This is a genomic window from Thalassovita sp. (assembly GCF_965218685.1).
Taxonomy (GTDB): domain Bacteria; phylum Pseudomonadota; class Alphaproteobacteria; order Rhodobacterales; family Rhodobacteraceae; genus Thalassobius.
Window position 1 is genome coordinate 2,767,681 of the sequence record NZ_OZ244657.1, and the last position, 15,944, is coordinate 2,783,624.

General features: G+C 61.3%; 15 protein-coding genes. 7 read left to right on the forward strand and 8 right to left on the reverse strand.

Translation table 11 applies throughout. The annotated features are described in order from the left end of the window. The first annotated feature begins 57 nt into the window (after window positions 1-57). Entirely contained in the window at window positions 58-1,275 is a 1,218-nt protein-coding gene (locus ACOQOQ_RS13640; protein WP_420567534.1) for an MFS transporter, read from the forward strand. Here ACOQOQ_RS13640 and ACOQOQ_RS13645 read toward each other — a convergent pair whose 3' ends face one another. The 7 genes from ACOQOQ_RS13645 to ACOQOQ_RS13675 all read right to left on the reverse strand — a co-directional run bounded on the left by ACOQOQ_RS13645 (window position 1,276) and on the right by ACOQOQ_RS13675 (window position 8,386). Then, complete coding sequence (locus ACOQOQ_RS13645) at window positions 1,276-2,055, reverse strand: squalene/phytoene synthase family protein (protein WP_420567535.1); 780 nt, start codon at window positions 2,053-2,055, stop codon at window positions 1,276-1,278. Further along, window positions 2,045-3,022, reverse strand: coding sequence for an alpha/beta hydrolase (locus ACOQOQ_RS13650; protein WP_420567536.1), 978 nt, complete (start codon window positions 3,020-3,022; stop codon window positions 2,045-2,047). Before ACOQOQ_RS13650 ends, ACOQOQ_RS13645 begins: the two co-directional genes overlap by 11 nt. Window positions 3,023-3,039: 17 nt before the next feature. Beyond that, window positions 3,040-4,656, reverse strand: a complete 1,617-nt coding sequence (cimA, locus tag ACOQOQ_RS13655; RefSeq protein WP_420567537.1) for a citramalate synthase — start codon at window positions 4,654-4,656, stop codon at window positions 3,040-3,042. Next, window positions 4,653-6,035 carry a cysteine--tRNA ligase gene (gene cysS / locus ACOQOQ_RS13660; protein WP_420567538.1) on the reverse strand — a complete coding sequence of 461 codons (1,383 nt, stop codon included), beginning with the start codon at window positions 6,033-6,035 and terminating at the stop codon, window positions 4,653-4,655. The genes cimA and cysS overlap by 4 nt, the downstream gene beginning before the upstream one ends. A 185-nt stretch (window positions 6,036-6,220) precedes the next feature. Further along, window positions 6,221-7,192, reverse strand: coding sequence for a DUF3179 domain-containing protein (locus tag ACOQOQ_RS13665; RefSeq protein WP_420567539.1), 972 nt, complete (start codon window positions 7,190-7,192; stop codon window positions 6,221-6,223). A 146-nt stretch (window positions 7,193-7,338) separates the two neighbouring features. Next, entirely contained in the window at window positions 7,339-7,887 is a 549-nt protein-coding gene (locus ACOQOQ_RS13670; RefSeq protein ID WP_420567540.1) for a peptidylprolyl isomerase, read from the reverse strand. Beyond that, window positions 7,880-8,386, reverse strand: a complete 507-nt coding sequence (locus ACOQOQ_RS13675; RefSeq protein ID WP_420567541.1) for a peptidylprolyl isomerase — start codon at window positions 8,384-8,386, stop codon at window positions 7,880-7,882. Before ACOQOQ_RS13675 ends, ACOQOQ_RS13670 begins: the two co-directional genes overlap by 8 nt. Window positions 8,387-8,512: 126 nt before the next feature. Here ACOQOQ_RS13675 and ACOQOQ_RS13680 point away from each other — a divergent pair, with 126 nt between their 5' ends. From ACOQOQ_RS13680 to ACOQOQ_RS13690, 3 genes are all read left to right on the forward strand, one after another. Then, window positions 8,513-9,706 carry a phosphoglycerate kinase gene (locus ACOQOQ_RS13680; protein WP_420567542.1) on the forward strand — a complete coding sequence of 398 codons (1,194 nt, stop codon included), beginning with the start codon at window positions 8,513-8,515 and terminating at the stop codon, window positions 9,704-9,706. A 124-nt stretch (window positions 9,707-9,830) separates the two neighbouring features. Further along, window positions 9,831-10,724, forward strand: coding sequence for a fructose bisphosphate aldolase (locus ACOQOQ_RS13685; protein ID WP_420567543.1), 894 nt, complete (start codon window positions 9,831-9,833; stop codon window positions 10,722-10,724). A 65-nt stretch (window positions 10,725-10,789) separates the two neighbouring features. After that, a complete protein-coding gene (locus tag ACOQOQ_RS13690) occupies window positions 10,790-11,290 on the forward strand; it encodes a GNAT family N-acetyltransferase (RefSeq protein WP_420567544.1) in 501 nt (166 codons plus the stop codon). 9 nt (window positions 11,291-11,299) lie between these two features. Here ACOQOQ_RS13690 and ACOQOQ_RS13695 read toward each other — a convergent pair whose 3' ends face one another. Further along, the gene (locus tag ACOQOQ_RS13695; protein WP_420567545.1) at window positions 11,300-12,916 is read right to left on the reverse strand and encodes an acyl-CoA dehydrogenase family protein; all 1,617 of its coding nucleotides are present in this window, start codon (window positions 12,914-12,916) and stop codon (window positions 11,300-11,302) included. A gap of 193 nt (window positions 12,917-13,109) precedes the next feature. Here ACOQOQ_RS13695 and ACOQOQ_RS13700 point away from each other — a divergent pair, with 193 nt between their 5' ends. The 3 genes from ACOQOQ_RS13700 to ACOQOQ_RS13710 all read left to right on the forward strand — a co-directional run bounded on the left by ACOQOQ_RS13700 (window position 13,110) and on the right by ACOQOQ_RS13710 (window position 15,939). Then, window positions 13,110-13,409, forward strand: a complete 300-nt coding sequence (locus ACOQOQ_RS13700; protein WP_420567546.1) for an FtsB family cell division protein — start codon at window positions 13,110-13,112, stop codon at window positions 13,407-13,409. Window positions 13,410-13,560: 151 nt separating this feature from the next. Beyond that, window positions 13,561-14,550 carry a pyruvate dehydrogenase (acetyl-transferring) E1 component subunit alpha gene (gene pdhA, locus ACOQOQ_RS13705; RefSeq protein ID WP_420567547.1) on the forward strand — a complete coding sequence of 330 codons (990 nt, stop codon included), beginning with the start codon at window positions 13,561-13,563 and terminating at the stop codon, window positions 14,548-14,550. Window positions 14,551-14,562: 12 nt separating this feature from the next. Continuing rightward, a complete protein-coding gene (locus ACOQOQ_RS13710) occupies window positions 14,563-15,939 on the forward strand; it encodes a pyruvate dehydrogenase complex E1 component subunit beta (protein WP_420567548.1) in 1,377 nt (458 codons plus the stop codon). Window positions 15,940-15,944: the final 5 nt, after the last annotated feature.

A 15,944-nucleotide genomic window follows, 5' to 3' on the forward strand; every position in this document is an offset into this window, starting at 1 on the left:
TTGACACCGTAAATATCCGGCTTGCGCGGGTCTGCCCAAGCCGATAGCACTGCTCGCATGAGCAGTTCCGAATATATCCCCGACGATGCCCGCGCCAAGCGTAACGTGACCATCCTGGTTCTGGCCCAGGCCATTCTGGGCGCGCAAATGCCGATGATCTTTACCATCGGTGGTCTGGCCGGTCAGGCGTTGGCGACGAACCTGTGTTTCGCGACCCTGCCGATCTCGCTGATCGTGCTGGGCAGCATGATGTCGGCCACACCTCTGTCCTGGGCAATGCAGACGTTTGGACGGCGTGCCGGATTCTTTATCGGCTCGGCGGCGGGCGCTTTGGGCGGTGCCGTTGGGGCCTATGGGCTGTATATCGCCTCGTTCCCAGTGTTCCTGCTAGGCAGCCTGATCACCGGGGTCTACATGTCCGCGCAAGGGTTTTACCGCTTTGCTGCGGCGGATACGGCTTCGGACGCATTCCGCCCCAAGGCGATTTCCTATGTCATGGCGGGCGGTCTGGCCTCGGCCATTATCGGGCCTCAGCTGGTCAAAGTGACGGTGGACGCCATGGTGATCCCCTTCGTGGGCACCTATCTGGCCGTGATCGCTGTCAACATCTTTGGGTCATTGCTGTTCTTCTTCCTGGACATCCCCACACCCGAAGCCCCGGCCGAGGACGCCCCAAAAGGCCGCACCCGGTGGGAGCTGATCACCACACCACGCATCCTGGTCGCCGTGATCTGCGGCATGGTCAGCTATGCGCTGATGAACCTTGTGATGACCTCGACCCCCCTGGCCGTTGTGGGCTGCGGATTTGAGACGGATACCGCCGCCAATGTCGTGTCCGCCCACGTGCTGGCCATGTTCGTGCCCAGCTTTTTCACCGGGCACCTGATCGCGCGTTTCGGCGTGGAAAAGGTGATCGCAGCCGGTCTGATCATTCTGGCTGGCGCCGGTGCCGTGGCCCTGCAAGGGGTCGAACTGGAGAATTTCTTTATCGCGCTGATCCTGCTGGGCGTGGGCTGGAACTTCGGCTTCATCGGGGCGACCTCGATGCTGGCTGGCGCCCATGAACCGCACGAGCGGGGCCGGATGCAGGGCCTGAATGACCTGCTGGTATTTGGCGGCGTGACCTTTGCGTCGCTGGCCTCGGGCGGGTTGATGAACTGTTCGGGCGGCACTGCGCAAGTGGGTTGGACCTCGGTCAACCTGGCGATGGCGCCATTCCTGATGCTGGCTGGTGGCGCGCTGATCTGGTTGCTGCTGCGCCCGAAAGAGGCGTGATCACCAGCGCCCGGTCATCGCGCGCAGCATCAAGCCGGCATTGTCGCTGAATTCAGAGCCGGCCAGCGCGCCTTCGGCCACACGCCCGGGCTGCGCTGCGGCGCGTTTCAGAATGCCCTCGACCTTCCAGCCCAGCAACATGGCCGGAACGGACGCGCGTGACACTTTCGTCCGCGCCGAGCGTGCTCGTTTCAGCCGGTCCAGACCGTCCTGCGCCAATTCTGCGACCGCCTCGGGGCGGCCATCCAACAGGGGCACGCGCTTGGCCTTCTCCAAGGCAGGCACAGCAGTCAGATAATTGGCCAGCCCGGTGGCATAGCCCATATCCAGTACAGCGCCGTCATCCACATCCCCCAGGGCCCGCGCACCCGCCAGCATCAAATTGGCAGACGTGGCGGTGATGTAGCGTTGAAAATGTGCAGCGTCTTCAAAGGGATCTCGATAAATATCCCAGCTGCGGACCTCGGCCAGGTCCAGCATCAGCTGCGCGCCGCGCGCATCCAGTACCCGCGACAAAGGCGTCACCACCTCGTGCCGACGGACATTGCCACCCGCGGCGATTTCCTCGAACGCGTCCTTCCACCATTGCAAGCGCATTTCCGCAATCAGATGTTCCTGCGTCACCCAAGGGGCGCGTGAGACCTCGACATTCGCCGCGAAAAGCGGGAACAGCACCAGCCGCGCGGACACCGGAGCGGCCATCGCCACGCGGAACCTGTCTGGGTCGGCACGCTGCACCAGCTCGGCGCAGGCGATCATGTCGGGGTCATCAAAACTCACGCAGGAATCCTTTGATTGCGGACAGGGTTTGCGGATCGTCTACCACATCCAGATGGGCCGCATCAGGGATCAGGGCATAGCGCCCCTGGTCGGTTTGCGCGGACATCAGCGGCTGGAATCCGTCGGCCACGAACGCCTCGTCCTGGTCGCCCACAACCAACAGGAAGGGCGGCAGAGCGGCAATATCGGCCTCATAATCATTGCGCGGCGCATACGAGGTGTTCAGGCGATAAGAATAGGCCGTCGTCGCAGTGTGCCCCAAAGGCCCGTCCAGAACAGCTTGTGGCATGGCAAACTGGATCACGGTCAGGTGGTTCAGCGCACGGATTTTAACCGCGTTCAGCATGGTCAGCCCGATGATCCGGCGGGTCAGCGGCGTGGCCCAACCGCCCGAATTGGCTCGCGTCGTGGGGGCGTTGTATTTCAGGAAAGGCGCCAGCAGAACGGCGCCATCCATTAGCGCGCCATGGGTGCCGCCCGCCATCCGCACGACCAGCCCCCCGCCCGAGCTGTGACCCAGCAGGATGACCTTCTGATCAGGTTTGCGATAGGCGTCGATCAGATCAGCCAGGTCATCCTCGAACTGGCCAATATAGTCCACGTCACCGCGCCGTCCGGGCTGCGCACCATGACCGCGCAGGTCTGGTACCAGCACCTCGGCCTGCGCAGACAATTCGCGCGCCAGGCTGTCAAACTGCGCACCCTGCCAGCCCGAGCCATGCACCATCACCAACAGCGGCGCGCCCTTTGGGCCCTCCAGATGACGCACTTGCAGCGGGAATCCGTCACGCATCTGCACCGGGACCATGGGCAGCGGTTCGGCCAGCCCGCGCTCTAGCTGCTTGTTGAAATCCAGCCCTCCCGAGCCATCCACCGTGCCCGGCACTTGCGAGGCAATCAGCCCAAGGGCAATTGCCCCCGGCACGACCGCAAACATGGCCAACGAGAACGCAACCTTACCAATCATTAACAATTTCCCGTTCGTTAACTTGCGCCCATCTCGCGCAGGAGTTTCCAGTTAATCGCATCCAACAAAGCGTCAAAGCTTGCATCAACTATGTTCGGGGACACGCCCACAGTGGACCAGCGCCGCCCCTGTCCGTCTTCGCTGTCGATGATGACGCGCGTGACGGCCTCGGTGCCGCCTTGGGTGATCCGCACTTTAAAGTCCACAAGATGCATGTCACGAATGACGTCCGAATAGCGCCCCAAATCCTTGGCCAGTGCCTTGGACAGCGCATTGACCGGCCCGCGATCCGAGCCGTTTTCGTCCATGGATTCCGACACCGACAGCTTCTTTTCGCCGTCGACTTTCAGCACCACGACGGCCTCGGACAGGCTGACCATCTTGTTGTACTTGTTCTTGCGCCGCTCGACCGTAACCTTATAGCGCTTCACCTCGAAGAACTGCGGCAGCTGGCCCAGCTCGGCCCGTGCCAGCAGCTCAAAGCTGGCCTGCGCGCTGTCATAGGTATAGCCCTCGGCCTCGCGGGCTTTGATCACGTCCAGAATACGCGCCAGCGCCGGGTCTTTGGCGGCGACCTCCAGCCCGGCCTCGGCCAGACGTTTGCGCAGGTTCGACTGCCCTGCTTGATTGGACATCGGGATGATGCGCGCGTTGCCCACCACAGCCGGATCAATATGTTCATAGGTCGACGGATCCTTAAGGATCGCGCTGGCGTGCAGCCCCGCCTTATGCGCAAAGGCGCTGGCGCCCACATAGGGCGCCTGACGGAAGGGCACACGGTTCAGGATATCGTCCAGCTTGCGGCTGGCCTTCAGCAGCCCGGTCAGCGCCTCGTGGCTGATACGGGTGTCATAGGCGCTGGCATAGGGTTCCTTCAGCAGCAAGGTCGGGATCAGCGTGGTCAGGTTGGCATTGCCGCACCGCTCGCCCAACCCGTTCAAAGTGCCCTGCACCTGCCGCGCGCCCGCATCAATCGCGGCCAAGGACCCAGCCACCGCATTTTCCGTGTCATTATGGGTGTGAATGCCCAGATGATCGCCCGGAATCCCCGCCGCGATCACCGCCTTGGTGATGTCGTGGATTTCCTGCGGCATCGTCCCGCCGTTGGTGTCACACAGCACGACCCAACGCGCGCCCGCGTCATAGGCGGCCTTCACGGCCTCCAGCGCATAGGCCGCGTTGGCCTTGTACCCGTCAAAGAAATGCTCGGCATCGAACAAGGCCTCGCGCCCCTGCGCCACCAGATATTCGACCGAGCGCGCAATGTTTTCCGTGTTCTCGGCCAGCGTGATCCCCAAAGCGGTTTCCACGTGGAAATCATGCGTTTTGCCCACCAGACACACGGCCGGTGTCCCTGCATTCATCACCGCAGCCAGCACGTCGTCATTTTCAGCCGAGCGTCCGGCCCGTTTGGTCATCCCAAAGGCGGTAAAGACGGCGTCCATCTTGGGCTTGGTTTCAAAAAAATCGCTGTCTGTGGGGTTCGCGCCGGGCCAACCGCCCTCGATATAATCCACACCCAGAGCGTCCAGAACCTCGGCGATTTCCTGCTTTTCAGCAGTCGAGAACTGCACCCCCTGCGTCTGCTGCCCATCGCGCAAGGTGGTGTCGTAGATATAGATCCGTTCGGTCATTTCAGGCCCTCCAGCTTGGACGCGTCGAAGTTGGGGCCTGCAATCAACTCGACCCCTTCCTTGCTCATGCGTACTTCGACCCCGGCAGAGACATAGAGCGCCTTCAGGCGGTCCACCTCACTGAAGTCCTTGGTTTCCATTGCCTTTTTGCGCACGCCTGCAAATGCTTCGGCCTGGGCACTCAGATCGACGACATCGCTGACCTCCCACCCGGAAAGATCCTCGCCCAGAAGCCCCAACAGCGCTGCCGAGCCCTTCAGCGCTGCCGCGTCACCGGCATTCGCCAGCTTGTGCAGTTCAGCAATCGCCCCGGCGGTGTTCAGATCGTCGGCCAGTGCCTCGATCACCGCAGCGGCAGGAGCGCCAGCCTCCACACCCTCAGTCAGCTTACGCCACTTGCGCAAGGTGGCCTCGGCCTCGGCGGCTTTCTTGGCGGTCCAGTCCATCGGCTTGCCGTAATGCGTGGACAGGAAGACAAAGCGGATCACCTCGCCGGGAACGCCGGGTTGGCCATCGTGCCCATCCAGCAAATCCCGCACGGTAAAGAAGTTGCCCAGGCTCTTGGACATCTTCTTGCCCTCGACCTGCAGCATCTCGTTGTGCATCCAGACATTGGCAAAACCGCCCTCGGGGTGGGCGCAGCAGCTTTGGGCGATCTCGTTTTCGTGGTGCGGGAACATAAGGTCGTTGCCGCCGCCGTGGATGTCAAAGCTGGCGCCCAGCAATTCATAGGACATGGCCGAGCATTCGATGTGCCAGCCCGGACGACCACGACCCCAAGGTGACTCCCATCCCGGCAGATCATCGGTGGAGGGCTTCCACAGCACGAAATCCATCGGGTCCTCTTTGTAGGGCGCAACCTCGACCCGCGCGCCGGCGATCATGTCATCGACCGAGCGGCCAGACAGTGCGCCATAGTCCTTGTAGGACCTCACCCGGAACAACACGTGCCCGTCCTTGGCATAGGCAAACCCGTCCGCGATCAGTTTCTCGATCATCTGGATCATCTGGGGGATATATTGCGTCGCGCGCGGCATTTCCGTGGGATCCATCGCCCCAACGGCCCGCATATCGTCCAGATACCATTGCGTGGTCTCGGCGGTGATCTCGGCAATCGAACGGCCACTTTCCGCCGCGCGCGCGTTGATCTTGTCATCCACGTCGGTGAAATTGCGCACATAGGTCACGTGATCGGGCCCGTAGACATGGCGCAGCAGCCGGAACAGCGTGTCGAACACGATCACGGGGCGCGCATTGCCGATATGAGCCCGGTCATAAACCGTGGGCCCACAGACATACATCCGCACGTTTTTATCGTCGATTGGGGTGAAAACCTCTTTGCGGCGGGTTTTCGAGTTGTGCAGCTTGATCGTCGTCATTCGTGTCCTCATGCGCGTGCAGACGCCACCACGGCTTTGCGGGCGGGCTTAGCAACTTCGACACTGATTTGGAATAGAAGAACGGCCCGCTGGAGATGCTCAGCAGATAATGCAGCAGATAATGCAGATGGTCCGTTTCATAACGACGTGTGTAGCGCAGGGGCGCGGGGCAGGCAACGACGGAATTAACCGCCGCCCAACATCCATTGCCCGTCGGGCCAGAAAGCGTGGAAGGCAAAGGCGAACAGAACGTCATGGGCCATATCCCGCCCCTGCCCGTCCAGCACCCGGATCGAGCCGACATCACGCCCCTCGCCCACTGCGCCAGCCTCAAGGGCCGAGGCTTGGCCAGAGGTCCATTGCAGGGTTACGCCTGCCTCGGTCAGCTGGCCCAGTTCGGCCAGACGTTCCAGCGGCCAGGCGCGATCCCCGACGCGCACGACACGAGCAAGCGGAGCGATCCCATGCGGCGGATTTTCCCCGCTATACAGGAATGGACGTTGGGCCAGATCATAGGATCGGTAAGGATTGGCCCCATACGGGCGCGCATGGGCGGGCTGTTTCATCACCAGCCCATCGGGATGCGCCTTTAGAAACTGCGCCCAGCCAACCATACGGGCCGGAAGGGTTTGCAGCTCGACCCCGGTCAGATCCCCGACAATACCTGTACCGATGGCCTGCTGCCACCAGCTGTGAGTTTGCCGGTCATACATCACCATGTCCGAGTTGCGCAGCTTACCCGAGACACCGAACTCCAGTTCCTGCCCCTTCACCGTACGGTCAAACACCATGGCCGAGTTGCACAGCGGGCAATAGGTCACCGCCACCGCCTGCCCGTCCACCCGATCATTCACGATCTCATGCCACATCAGATAGCGCAAAGGATACGCCCGCGCGGGGCCTTTATCGGACTCCAGAAGGATCACCGCCTCAGTCTGGGTAAAGCGCGTTTCCTCGGCTGCGGGTTTGAATTCGGGATCCGTCAGCGCCGGGATTCCGTCTTTGCCGGGGCCGCCAGACATGATCTCGGACCAGTCGGTGATGCTGGTTTTTTCAAAATTGGTGTTGGGCCATTCGTATTCCCAGAACGGGGCCTGCGCCTGAGCGGGCGCGGCAGTCAGAACGGTAAGGGCAAGGGCAGCAAGCAGTTGGCGCATGGGTCTCCTCCGGCGTTGGGACCAAGGATGCCGCTGCAGTCGCCCGATAGATAGCCCCCGCACAGGATCGTGACCGGGTGTGAGAGGCCAGAAACGCAAAGACCCGGCCAGAACTGGCCGGGTCCAAGACACGCCATATGACGCATTTATTCGGTGACAGTGACCTTGGTCATCACGTCCGGTTGGCCGACAACCGTGCCGTTGCGGCCTTTGCCGCGCTTGATCTGGTCGACGACCTCCATCCCTTCGGTCACCTGGCCAATGACGGTGTACTGACCGTTCAGGAAATGGCCCGGTGCGAACATGATGAAGAATTGCGAGTTGGCCGAGTCCGGGTCAGCTGCCCGCGCCATGCCCACGATACCACGATCAAAGGGCGCATCCGAGAATTCGGCCTTCAGGTTCGGACGGTCCGAACCGCCCATCCCTGCCCGGCGCATATCCTCGCCCAGTTTGCCGAATTTCACGTCGCCGGTCTGGGCCATGAAGCCCTCGATCACGCGGTGGAAGACGACGCCGTCATAAGCGCCTTCTGCGGCCAGCGCGGCGATCTGTTCAACATGGCCCGGCGCCAGATCTTCGAACAGGTCGATAACGACGGTGCCATTGGCGCCCTCGCCTTCGATCTGGATGTTCAGACCGGTTGCCGCGGCCGGGCTGGCCAGCATGGCCAAAGCGAATGCCAGCTTACGCATCTGCCGCCACCTTGACGCTGATCATGCGGTCAGGGTTCGCAGGGGGTTCGCCGCGGGTGATGGCGTCGACATGCTCCATGCCCTCGATGACCTGGCCGTACACGGTGTACTGACCGTTCAGGAAGTCATTGTCCTTGAAGTTGATGAAGAACTGCGAGTTGGCCGAGTTCGGGTTCATCGAACGCGCCGCGCCCAGGCTGCCGCGCGCATGGGGGATCTTCGAGAATTCAGCCGGCACGTCAGGCAGGTCCGACCCGCCAGTACCCGCGCGCGACAGGTTGAACCCGTCTTCCATGTCGCCATGCTGCACGTCGCCGGTCTGGGCCATGAAACCGTCGATGACCCGGTGAAAGGCCACGTTGTCATATTGACCCGAGCGCGCCAGCTCTTTCATGCGTTCGACATGTTTGGGCGCTACGTCGGGCAGCAGCTCGATCACGACGGTACCGTTTTTCAGTTCCATCAGGATGGTGTTTTCGGGGTCTTTGATCTCGGCCATTGGGGGCTCCTTCGTTTGGTGTTGGCACTTTCCTAAGGCGCATCGCCGCGCTTGCCAAGCCAGAGCTTGACGATAGGGCGGCTTCACGCCAAGAGAGAGCAAAATTTATTGCGCGGAGAGACCACGATGGGTTGGAAGACTTTGGATGACATGGAATTGGACGGTAAGCGCGTATTGGTGCGCGTGGATATCAACGTCCCCGTACGCGATGGCGAAGTGACCGACGCCACGCGGATCCAGCGGATCGTCCCCACCGTCAATGACATCCTGGCCAAAGGTGGCCGCCCGATCCTGATGGCGCATTTCGGCCGTCCAAAGGGCAAGGTCGTTCTGGACATGTCGCTGCGCGTAACGCTGGGCGCGCTGGAAAAAGCCCTGGGCCGCAAAGTGGCCTTCGTGGAAACGCTGGAAGGGGCAGAAACCCCCACCGACGAGGTCAAGAACGCCGAAGTCACTCTGCTGGAAAACATCCGCTTCCATCCTGGTGAAGAAAAGAACGACGCTGAATTTGCCGCGCGTCTGGCGAAGCTGGGCGATGTCTATTGCAATGACGCGTTTTCGGCGGCCCACCGCGCCCATGCCTCGACCGAGGCGATTGCGCGCTTGCTGCCCTCGTGTGCGGGCCGCTTGATGCAAGCCGAGCTTGAGGCCCTGGAAGCCGCGCTGGGTAAACCCGTCCGTCCCGTCGTTGCGGTTGTGGGCGGCGCGAAAGTCTCGACCAAGCTGGAGCTGCTGGGCAACCTGGTTGCCAAGGTCGATCACCTGGTGATCGGCGGCGGCATGGCCAACACCTTCCTGGCCGCCCAGGGCATTGACGTGGGCAAATCGCTGGCCGAACACGACATGACTGACACCGCAAACGAGATCATGGGCAAGGCCAAGGCCGCTGGCTGCGATATCGTGCTGCCCTCGGATGTGGTCGTGGCCGCCGAATTCAAAGCCGGCGCTGCAAATTGCACCGTGGCCGCCAACGCCTGCCCTGCCAACAAGATGATTCTGGACGCTGGCCCCGCCAGTGTTCAGCGCATCAGCGCAGTTCTGGGCGGTGCCAAGACGCTGATCTGGAACGGCCCGCTGGGCGCCTTTGAAATCGAGCCCTTCGATACGGCCACCAATGCTGCGGCCAAACAGGCCGCCGAGCTAAGCAAATCCGGCGCGTTGACCTCGGTTGCGGGGGGCGGCGACACCGTCGCTGCGCTGAACAAAGCTAGCGCCGCCGAAGATTTCACCTATATCTCGACTGCGGGCGGCGCTTTCCTGGAATGGATGGAAGGCAAGGTACTGCCCGGTGTTGCGGCACTCGAGGCCCCCGCGGCCTGAATTCGCCCAACTGCATGGTCGTTAGCGCGACCACAATTGCACCTCGGGGGCGACTGACCTAAGTTCGCGACGAGTTCCCGAGGCGCCCCCTCGTATTGTTACTGAGATTTGAACGGAAACGACGATGTCCAACGAACAGCAAACCAAACAGATCACCAGCGCCGATGGCTTTATTGCAGCGCTGGACCAAAGCGGTGGGTCGACCCCCAAGGCGCTGAAACTGTACGGTGTCGAAGAGGACGCCTATAGCAACGACGAAGAGATGTTCGGCCTGATCCACGACATGCGCGCCCGCATCGTGAACTCGCCCGCATTCACCGGCAAGCAGATTATCGGCGCGATCCTTTTCGAACGCACCATGGACAGCGACATCGGCGGCAAACCCTCGGCGACCTACCTGTGGGAAGAGCGTCACGTCGTTCCCTTCCTGAAGGTCGACAAGGGACTGGCTGACGAAGAAGACGGCGTTTGCGTGATGAAAGACATGCCCGATCTGGACGCCCTGCTGGAAAAGGCCGTGTCCAAAGGGATTTTCGGCACCAAGATGCGCTCGGTTATCAACGCGGCCACGCCCACGGGGATCGCCAAGGTCGTTGATCAGCAATTCGCCATCGGCAAGCAGATCCTGGACCACGGACTGGTTCCGATCATCGAACCCGAGGTGACCATTTCCATCGCCGACAAGGCCGAAGCCGAGCAGATCTTGCTGGCCGAGATCAAGAAGGGTCTGGATGCCCTGCCCGAAGACGCACAGGTTATGCTGAAACTGACCCTGCCCGAAGCCGAGAATACCTATAAGCCGCTGGTCGACCACCCCCGCGTGATGCGTGTCGTGGCCCTGTCGGGTGGCTATTCGCGCTCCGAGGCGAACGACCGCCTGTCGAAAAACACCGGCATCATCGCCAGCTTCTCGCGCGCGCTGACCGAAGGACTGTCGGCCAAGCAGGCAGACACGGAATTTGATCAGACCCTGGCCGGAACCGTTGACGAAATCTACAAGGCGTCGATCGCAGGCTAAGCCTGACTTGACAGTTTATGCAAAGGGCGGTTCCGTTGGGGCCGCCCTTTGTACATGAGCCCCCCATGATCCGTACCGCTACGCCCACCGACGCCCCTGCCATCGCCGCGATTTATAACCACGCGGTTACGCATACCACCGCGATCTGGAATGATGTCTCTGTCGATGCGGAAAACCGCGCGATCTGGATGCAGGACAGGTTTGCCGCGGGCATGCCCGTGCTTGTGTGGGATCAGGAAGGCGTGCAGGGCTATGCCTCGTACGGGCCGTGGCGCGCCTTTGATGGGTATCGCCAAACGGTCGAGCATTCCGTCTATGTCGCCCCCGAGGCCCAGGGCGGCGGGATTGGTCGCCGATTGCTGGAGGCACTGATCACGCAGGCCCGCGCCGACGGGTTGCACGTAATGGTCGCCGGGATCGAGGCCCAAAACTCTGCCTCGATCGCTCTGCATAAACGATTGGGTTTCACCCAAACCGGGCTGATGCCCGAGGTGGGGCAGAAATTCGGGCGATGGTTGGACCTGGCGTTTCTCCAGCTGGCGCTGGACGACCGCCCAGCCCCCTAGAACGGCCCCCTAAATCCGCGCCATGATCGCTGCGCAATCTATGCCGCTGACCGCCCCCGCCGTCGCGCCGCGCTGCCCGGCAATCCGCGTGGTGATATACCCGTCCGCCACCGCATTCGGCGCAGTTTCCAACAGCATCGACGCTGCCAGCAGCGTGGCCAGGCTTTCGGTGAACCAGCGCGCCTCGGCCTCGGGTGGGACTCCGGGCCAGCGTTCGGAATGGGCCTGCAGGGCCGCATCATACCGCGCATCCTGCCCCAAAACCCGCTGCAAACGGGCCATCAGCGCCTCGGCCGATGCGGGCGCCCGCGCGAGGGTCCGCAGAATGTCCAGACAGATCACATTGCCTGACCCTTCCCAGATCGAGTTCAGCGGCGCCTCGCGATACAGCATCGGCATCGGGGTTTCCTCGATATATCCCATACCGCCCAGGCACTCCATGGCCTCATAGATCACCCCCGGCGCACGTTTGTTGGACAGGTATTTAGCCAAAGCCACCGCGATGCGGGCAAAGGCGCGATCCTCATCCGTCTGCCCGTCAAAGGCATGCGCACAGCCCATGGCCAGCGCCAGGGCGGCCTCTTGGTCCAGTGCCAGATCGGCCATCACCGATTGCATCAACGGCTGATCGATCAAGCGCCGCTGAAACGCGCTGCGACCTGCAACCCACCATTTCGCTTCGCTCAGCGCTGCGCGCATCAGACCTGCCGGGGCAATGGCCGTGTCCAGACGGGTGTGATGCACCATCTCGATGATGGTCTTAACCCCCTGCCCCTCTTCGCCCAAACGATGGGCCAGCGCATAGTCATACTCGATCTCGGACGACGCATTAGCCCGGTTCCCCAGCTTTTCTTTCAGCCGCAACACATGCATCGTGTTGCGCGAGCCGTCCTCCAACCAGCGCGGAACGACGAAACAGGTCAGTCCGCCGGGGGCCTGCGCCAGCGTCAGAAACCCATCGCACATCGGGGCCGAACAGAACCATTTATGACCGATCAACCGATAGTCGCTGCCATCGCGCACGGCACGCGTGGCATTGGCCCGCACGTCCGAGCCGCCCTGTTTTTCCGTCATCGCCATCCCCATGGTGGCGCTGGACTTCTGCGACAAGGGGGCGATGTGCGGATCATAGTCGCGCGCCGTCAGCTTGGGGGTCCATAGGGCGGCCAGATCTGTATCGTTCTGTAAGGCAGGCACTGCCGCATAAGTCATGGTTAACGGGCACGAGATGCCTGGCTCTAACTGCGCCATATAATAGGTCAGGGCCGCGTGGGTTGCATGACCCCCTGCTGCACCCTCCCACGGCAAGGCGGCATAGCCACTTTTTGCGCCCAAAGCCATCACCGCATGATAGCCCGCGTTGAAGTGAACCTCGTCCAGGCGCCGGCCATCACGGCCAAAGGAGATCAAACGCGGGGGATCGCGGCGGGCCTCTTCTGCGGCATGAAGCATCTGCTCTGTGCCATAGTCATGCCCGGCCTGCGCCAGAACAGAAGTATCCGCCCCGGCATGCGCGGCCTGTTCGCGCAGCGGCTGATCCTCAGCCCAGAAATTCCGCGACAACCGCGGTTGTGGTTGATTGGCCACTTCATGCGTATTAAGCGCACCATGCCCGGAAACTGTCATGCGATCCTCCCTTCGCCTGTCGGCAACATGGGCGCACAGGGGCGTTCGATCCACCGTAACGCAACGTCCAAGGCTGGGTTCCCTTAGGTCGAAAAAAGTCTTGGTAATGGGGCATTTCGGGGATTCACAAAGCGAATCACTTGTGGCATTCTAGCTCTACCGCCCGTCAGAGGCGGAACCAGAGGCAGATCACATGGCACGTCGCAGGACCCCCGCACTTGGGGCTTGGCTTTTCTTTTCATTGGCATTCGCCGCCGGGGCGTATTTTACCTTTGCTGCCGTGCAAGGTAGCTTTGGTGTGTTTCGCCGCGCCGAGATCACAGCCGAAACCCGCAATCTTGAAGTCGAACTGGCCGGTCTGAGCGCCGAAGTCACCCGGATGGAGAACCTGACCAAGCGCCTGTCCGACGATTATCTGGATCTGGATCTTTTGGACGAGCAAGCACGCTCGGTTCTGGGGATGCTGCGCGCGGACGAGTTGGTTATTCGCTAACATCCTCCTCCATCTACATCTAAATCTTTGTTTACAGGTGCAATTCCAAGAATTGCGCCCTTGCGTCAATTTGCGCTCGCACAAATAGATTCGATGCTGTATAAATTGGTTTAACACTAAACTATTGCTCAACCCGGGAGGAGAACGCCGCATGGCTGCCAGAAAAACCCAAAGTAAGTCGAACGTTTCAGCCGACGAGCTGAAGCAGTTCTACCGCGACATGTTGCTGATCCGTCGTTTTGAAGAAAAAGCCGGTCAGCTGTACGGCATGGGCCTGATCGGTGGTTTCTGCCACCTGTACATCGGCCAAGAAGCCGTTGTTGTCGGTCTGGAGGCCGCGACTGAAGAAGGCGATAAGCGCATCACCTCGTACCGCGATCACGGCCATATGTTGGCCTGCGGCATGGATCCCAACGGTGTGATGGCTGAACTTACCGGCCGCGAAGGCGGCTACTCGAAGGGTAAGGGCGGCTCGATGCACATGTTCAGCAAAGAGAAGCATTTCTACGGTGGCCACGGCATCGTGGGCGCACAGGTGCCGCTGGGCGCCGGTCTGGCCTTTGCGGACAAATACAACGAAAATGGTCGCGTGACTTTTACCTATTTCGGTGACGGCGCCGCCAACCAGGGCCAGGTCTATGAGACATTCAACATGGCCGCCCTGTGGAGCCTGCCGGTGATCTTCGTGATCGAGAATAACCAATACGCCATGGGCACCGCCCAGGCGCGCTCGACCTCGACCCCCGAGCTGTACACCCGCGGCGAAGCCTTCGGCATCCCCGGTGAAGCGGTCGACGGCATGGACGTTCTGGCCGTGAAAGCCGCCAGCGAGAAGGCCGTCGCCCACTGCCGTTCGGGCAAGGGCCCCTATATCCTTGAGGTCAAAACCTACCGTTATCGCGGCCACTCGATGTCGGACCCGGCGAAATACCGGACCCGCGACGAAGTCCAGAAAATGCGCGAAGAGCGTGACGCCATCGAAAACGTGCGCGAACTGCTGCTAAGCGGCAAGCACGCCACCGAAGACGACCTGAAAGCGATCGATAAAGAGATCAAGGAAATCGTCAACGCCTCGGCGGAATTCGCCAAAACCAGCCCCGAACCCGCGCTCGAAGAGCTGTGGACCGACATCTACGCGTAAGGAGACAGAGATATGGCTACCGAAATTCTGATGCCCGCGCTGTCCCCCACGATGGAGGAAGGCACCCTGGCCAAATGGTTGGTCAAGGAAGGCGACACTGTTCAATCCGGTGACATCATGGCCGAGATTGAAACCGACAAGGCCACCATGGAGTTTGAAGCGGTTGACGAAGGTATCGTCGGCAAGATCCTGATCGAGGACGGAACCGAGGGCGTGAAAGTGAACACCCCCATCGCGATCCTGCTTGAAGAAGGTGAAAGCGCTGACGACATCCAGGTTTCAGACAGCAGCACCGCCGTGCCGACCGTTCTGGAAGGCGAAGAAGGCAAACTGGCCTCGGCCCCTGCCGCGGTTGCAACGCCTGTGCCCACAGTCGAGCTGGAGCCTGACTGGCCCGAAGGCACGCCGATGAAACAGCAAACGGTCCGCGAAGCACTGCGCGACGCGATGGCCGAAGAAATGACCGGTGACGAAAGCGTTTATCTGATGGGCGAAGAAGTCGCCGAATATCAGGGCGCTTACAAGATCTCTCAGGGTCTGCTGGATCAGTTCGGATCGAAACGCGTCATCGACACCCCGATCACCGAGCATGGTTTCGCCGGGATCGCCGTGGGTTCGGCCTTTGGCGGCCTGCGCCCGATTGTCGAGTTCATGACCTTCAACTTCGCCATGCAGGCAATTGACCACATCATCAACTCGGCTGCGAAAACGCTGTACATGTCCGGTGGCCAGATGGGTTGCCCGATCGTGTTCCGTGGCCCGAACGGTGCGGCCGCCCGCGTGGGCGCGCAGCACAGCCAGGACTATTCGGCATGGTATGCCCAGATCCCCGGTCTGAAAGTCGTGGCCCCCTACTCGGCCTCGGATGCCAAGGGTCTGCTGAAAACTGCGATCCGTGACCCCAACCCCGTGATCTTCCTGGAAAACGAGATCCTCTATGGCCGCAGCTTCGATGTACCGGACATGGATGATTTCACCGTTCCCTTCGGCAAGGCCCGCGTCTGGCGCGAAGGCACCGACGTGACGCTGGTTTCCTTCGGTATCGGCATGCAATATGCGCTGGAAGCCGCGGACAAGCTGGCCGAAGACGGCATTTCGGCAGAGGTCATCGACCTGCGCACGCTGCGCCCGATCGATTATGACACCGTGCTGGCCTCGGTCATGAAGACCAACCGCTGCGTTACCATCGAGGAAGGCTTCCCCGTCGCCTCGATCGGCAACCACCTGTCGGCCACGATCATGGAACGCGCCTTCGATTACCTGGACGCCCCCGTGATCAACTGCACCGGCAAGGACGTGCCCATGCCCTATGCAGCAAACCTTGAACGCCACGCGCTGATCACCACAGACGAAGTGATCGCCGCCGTTCGCCAAGTCACTTACCGGTAAGGAGA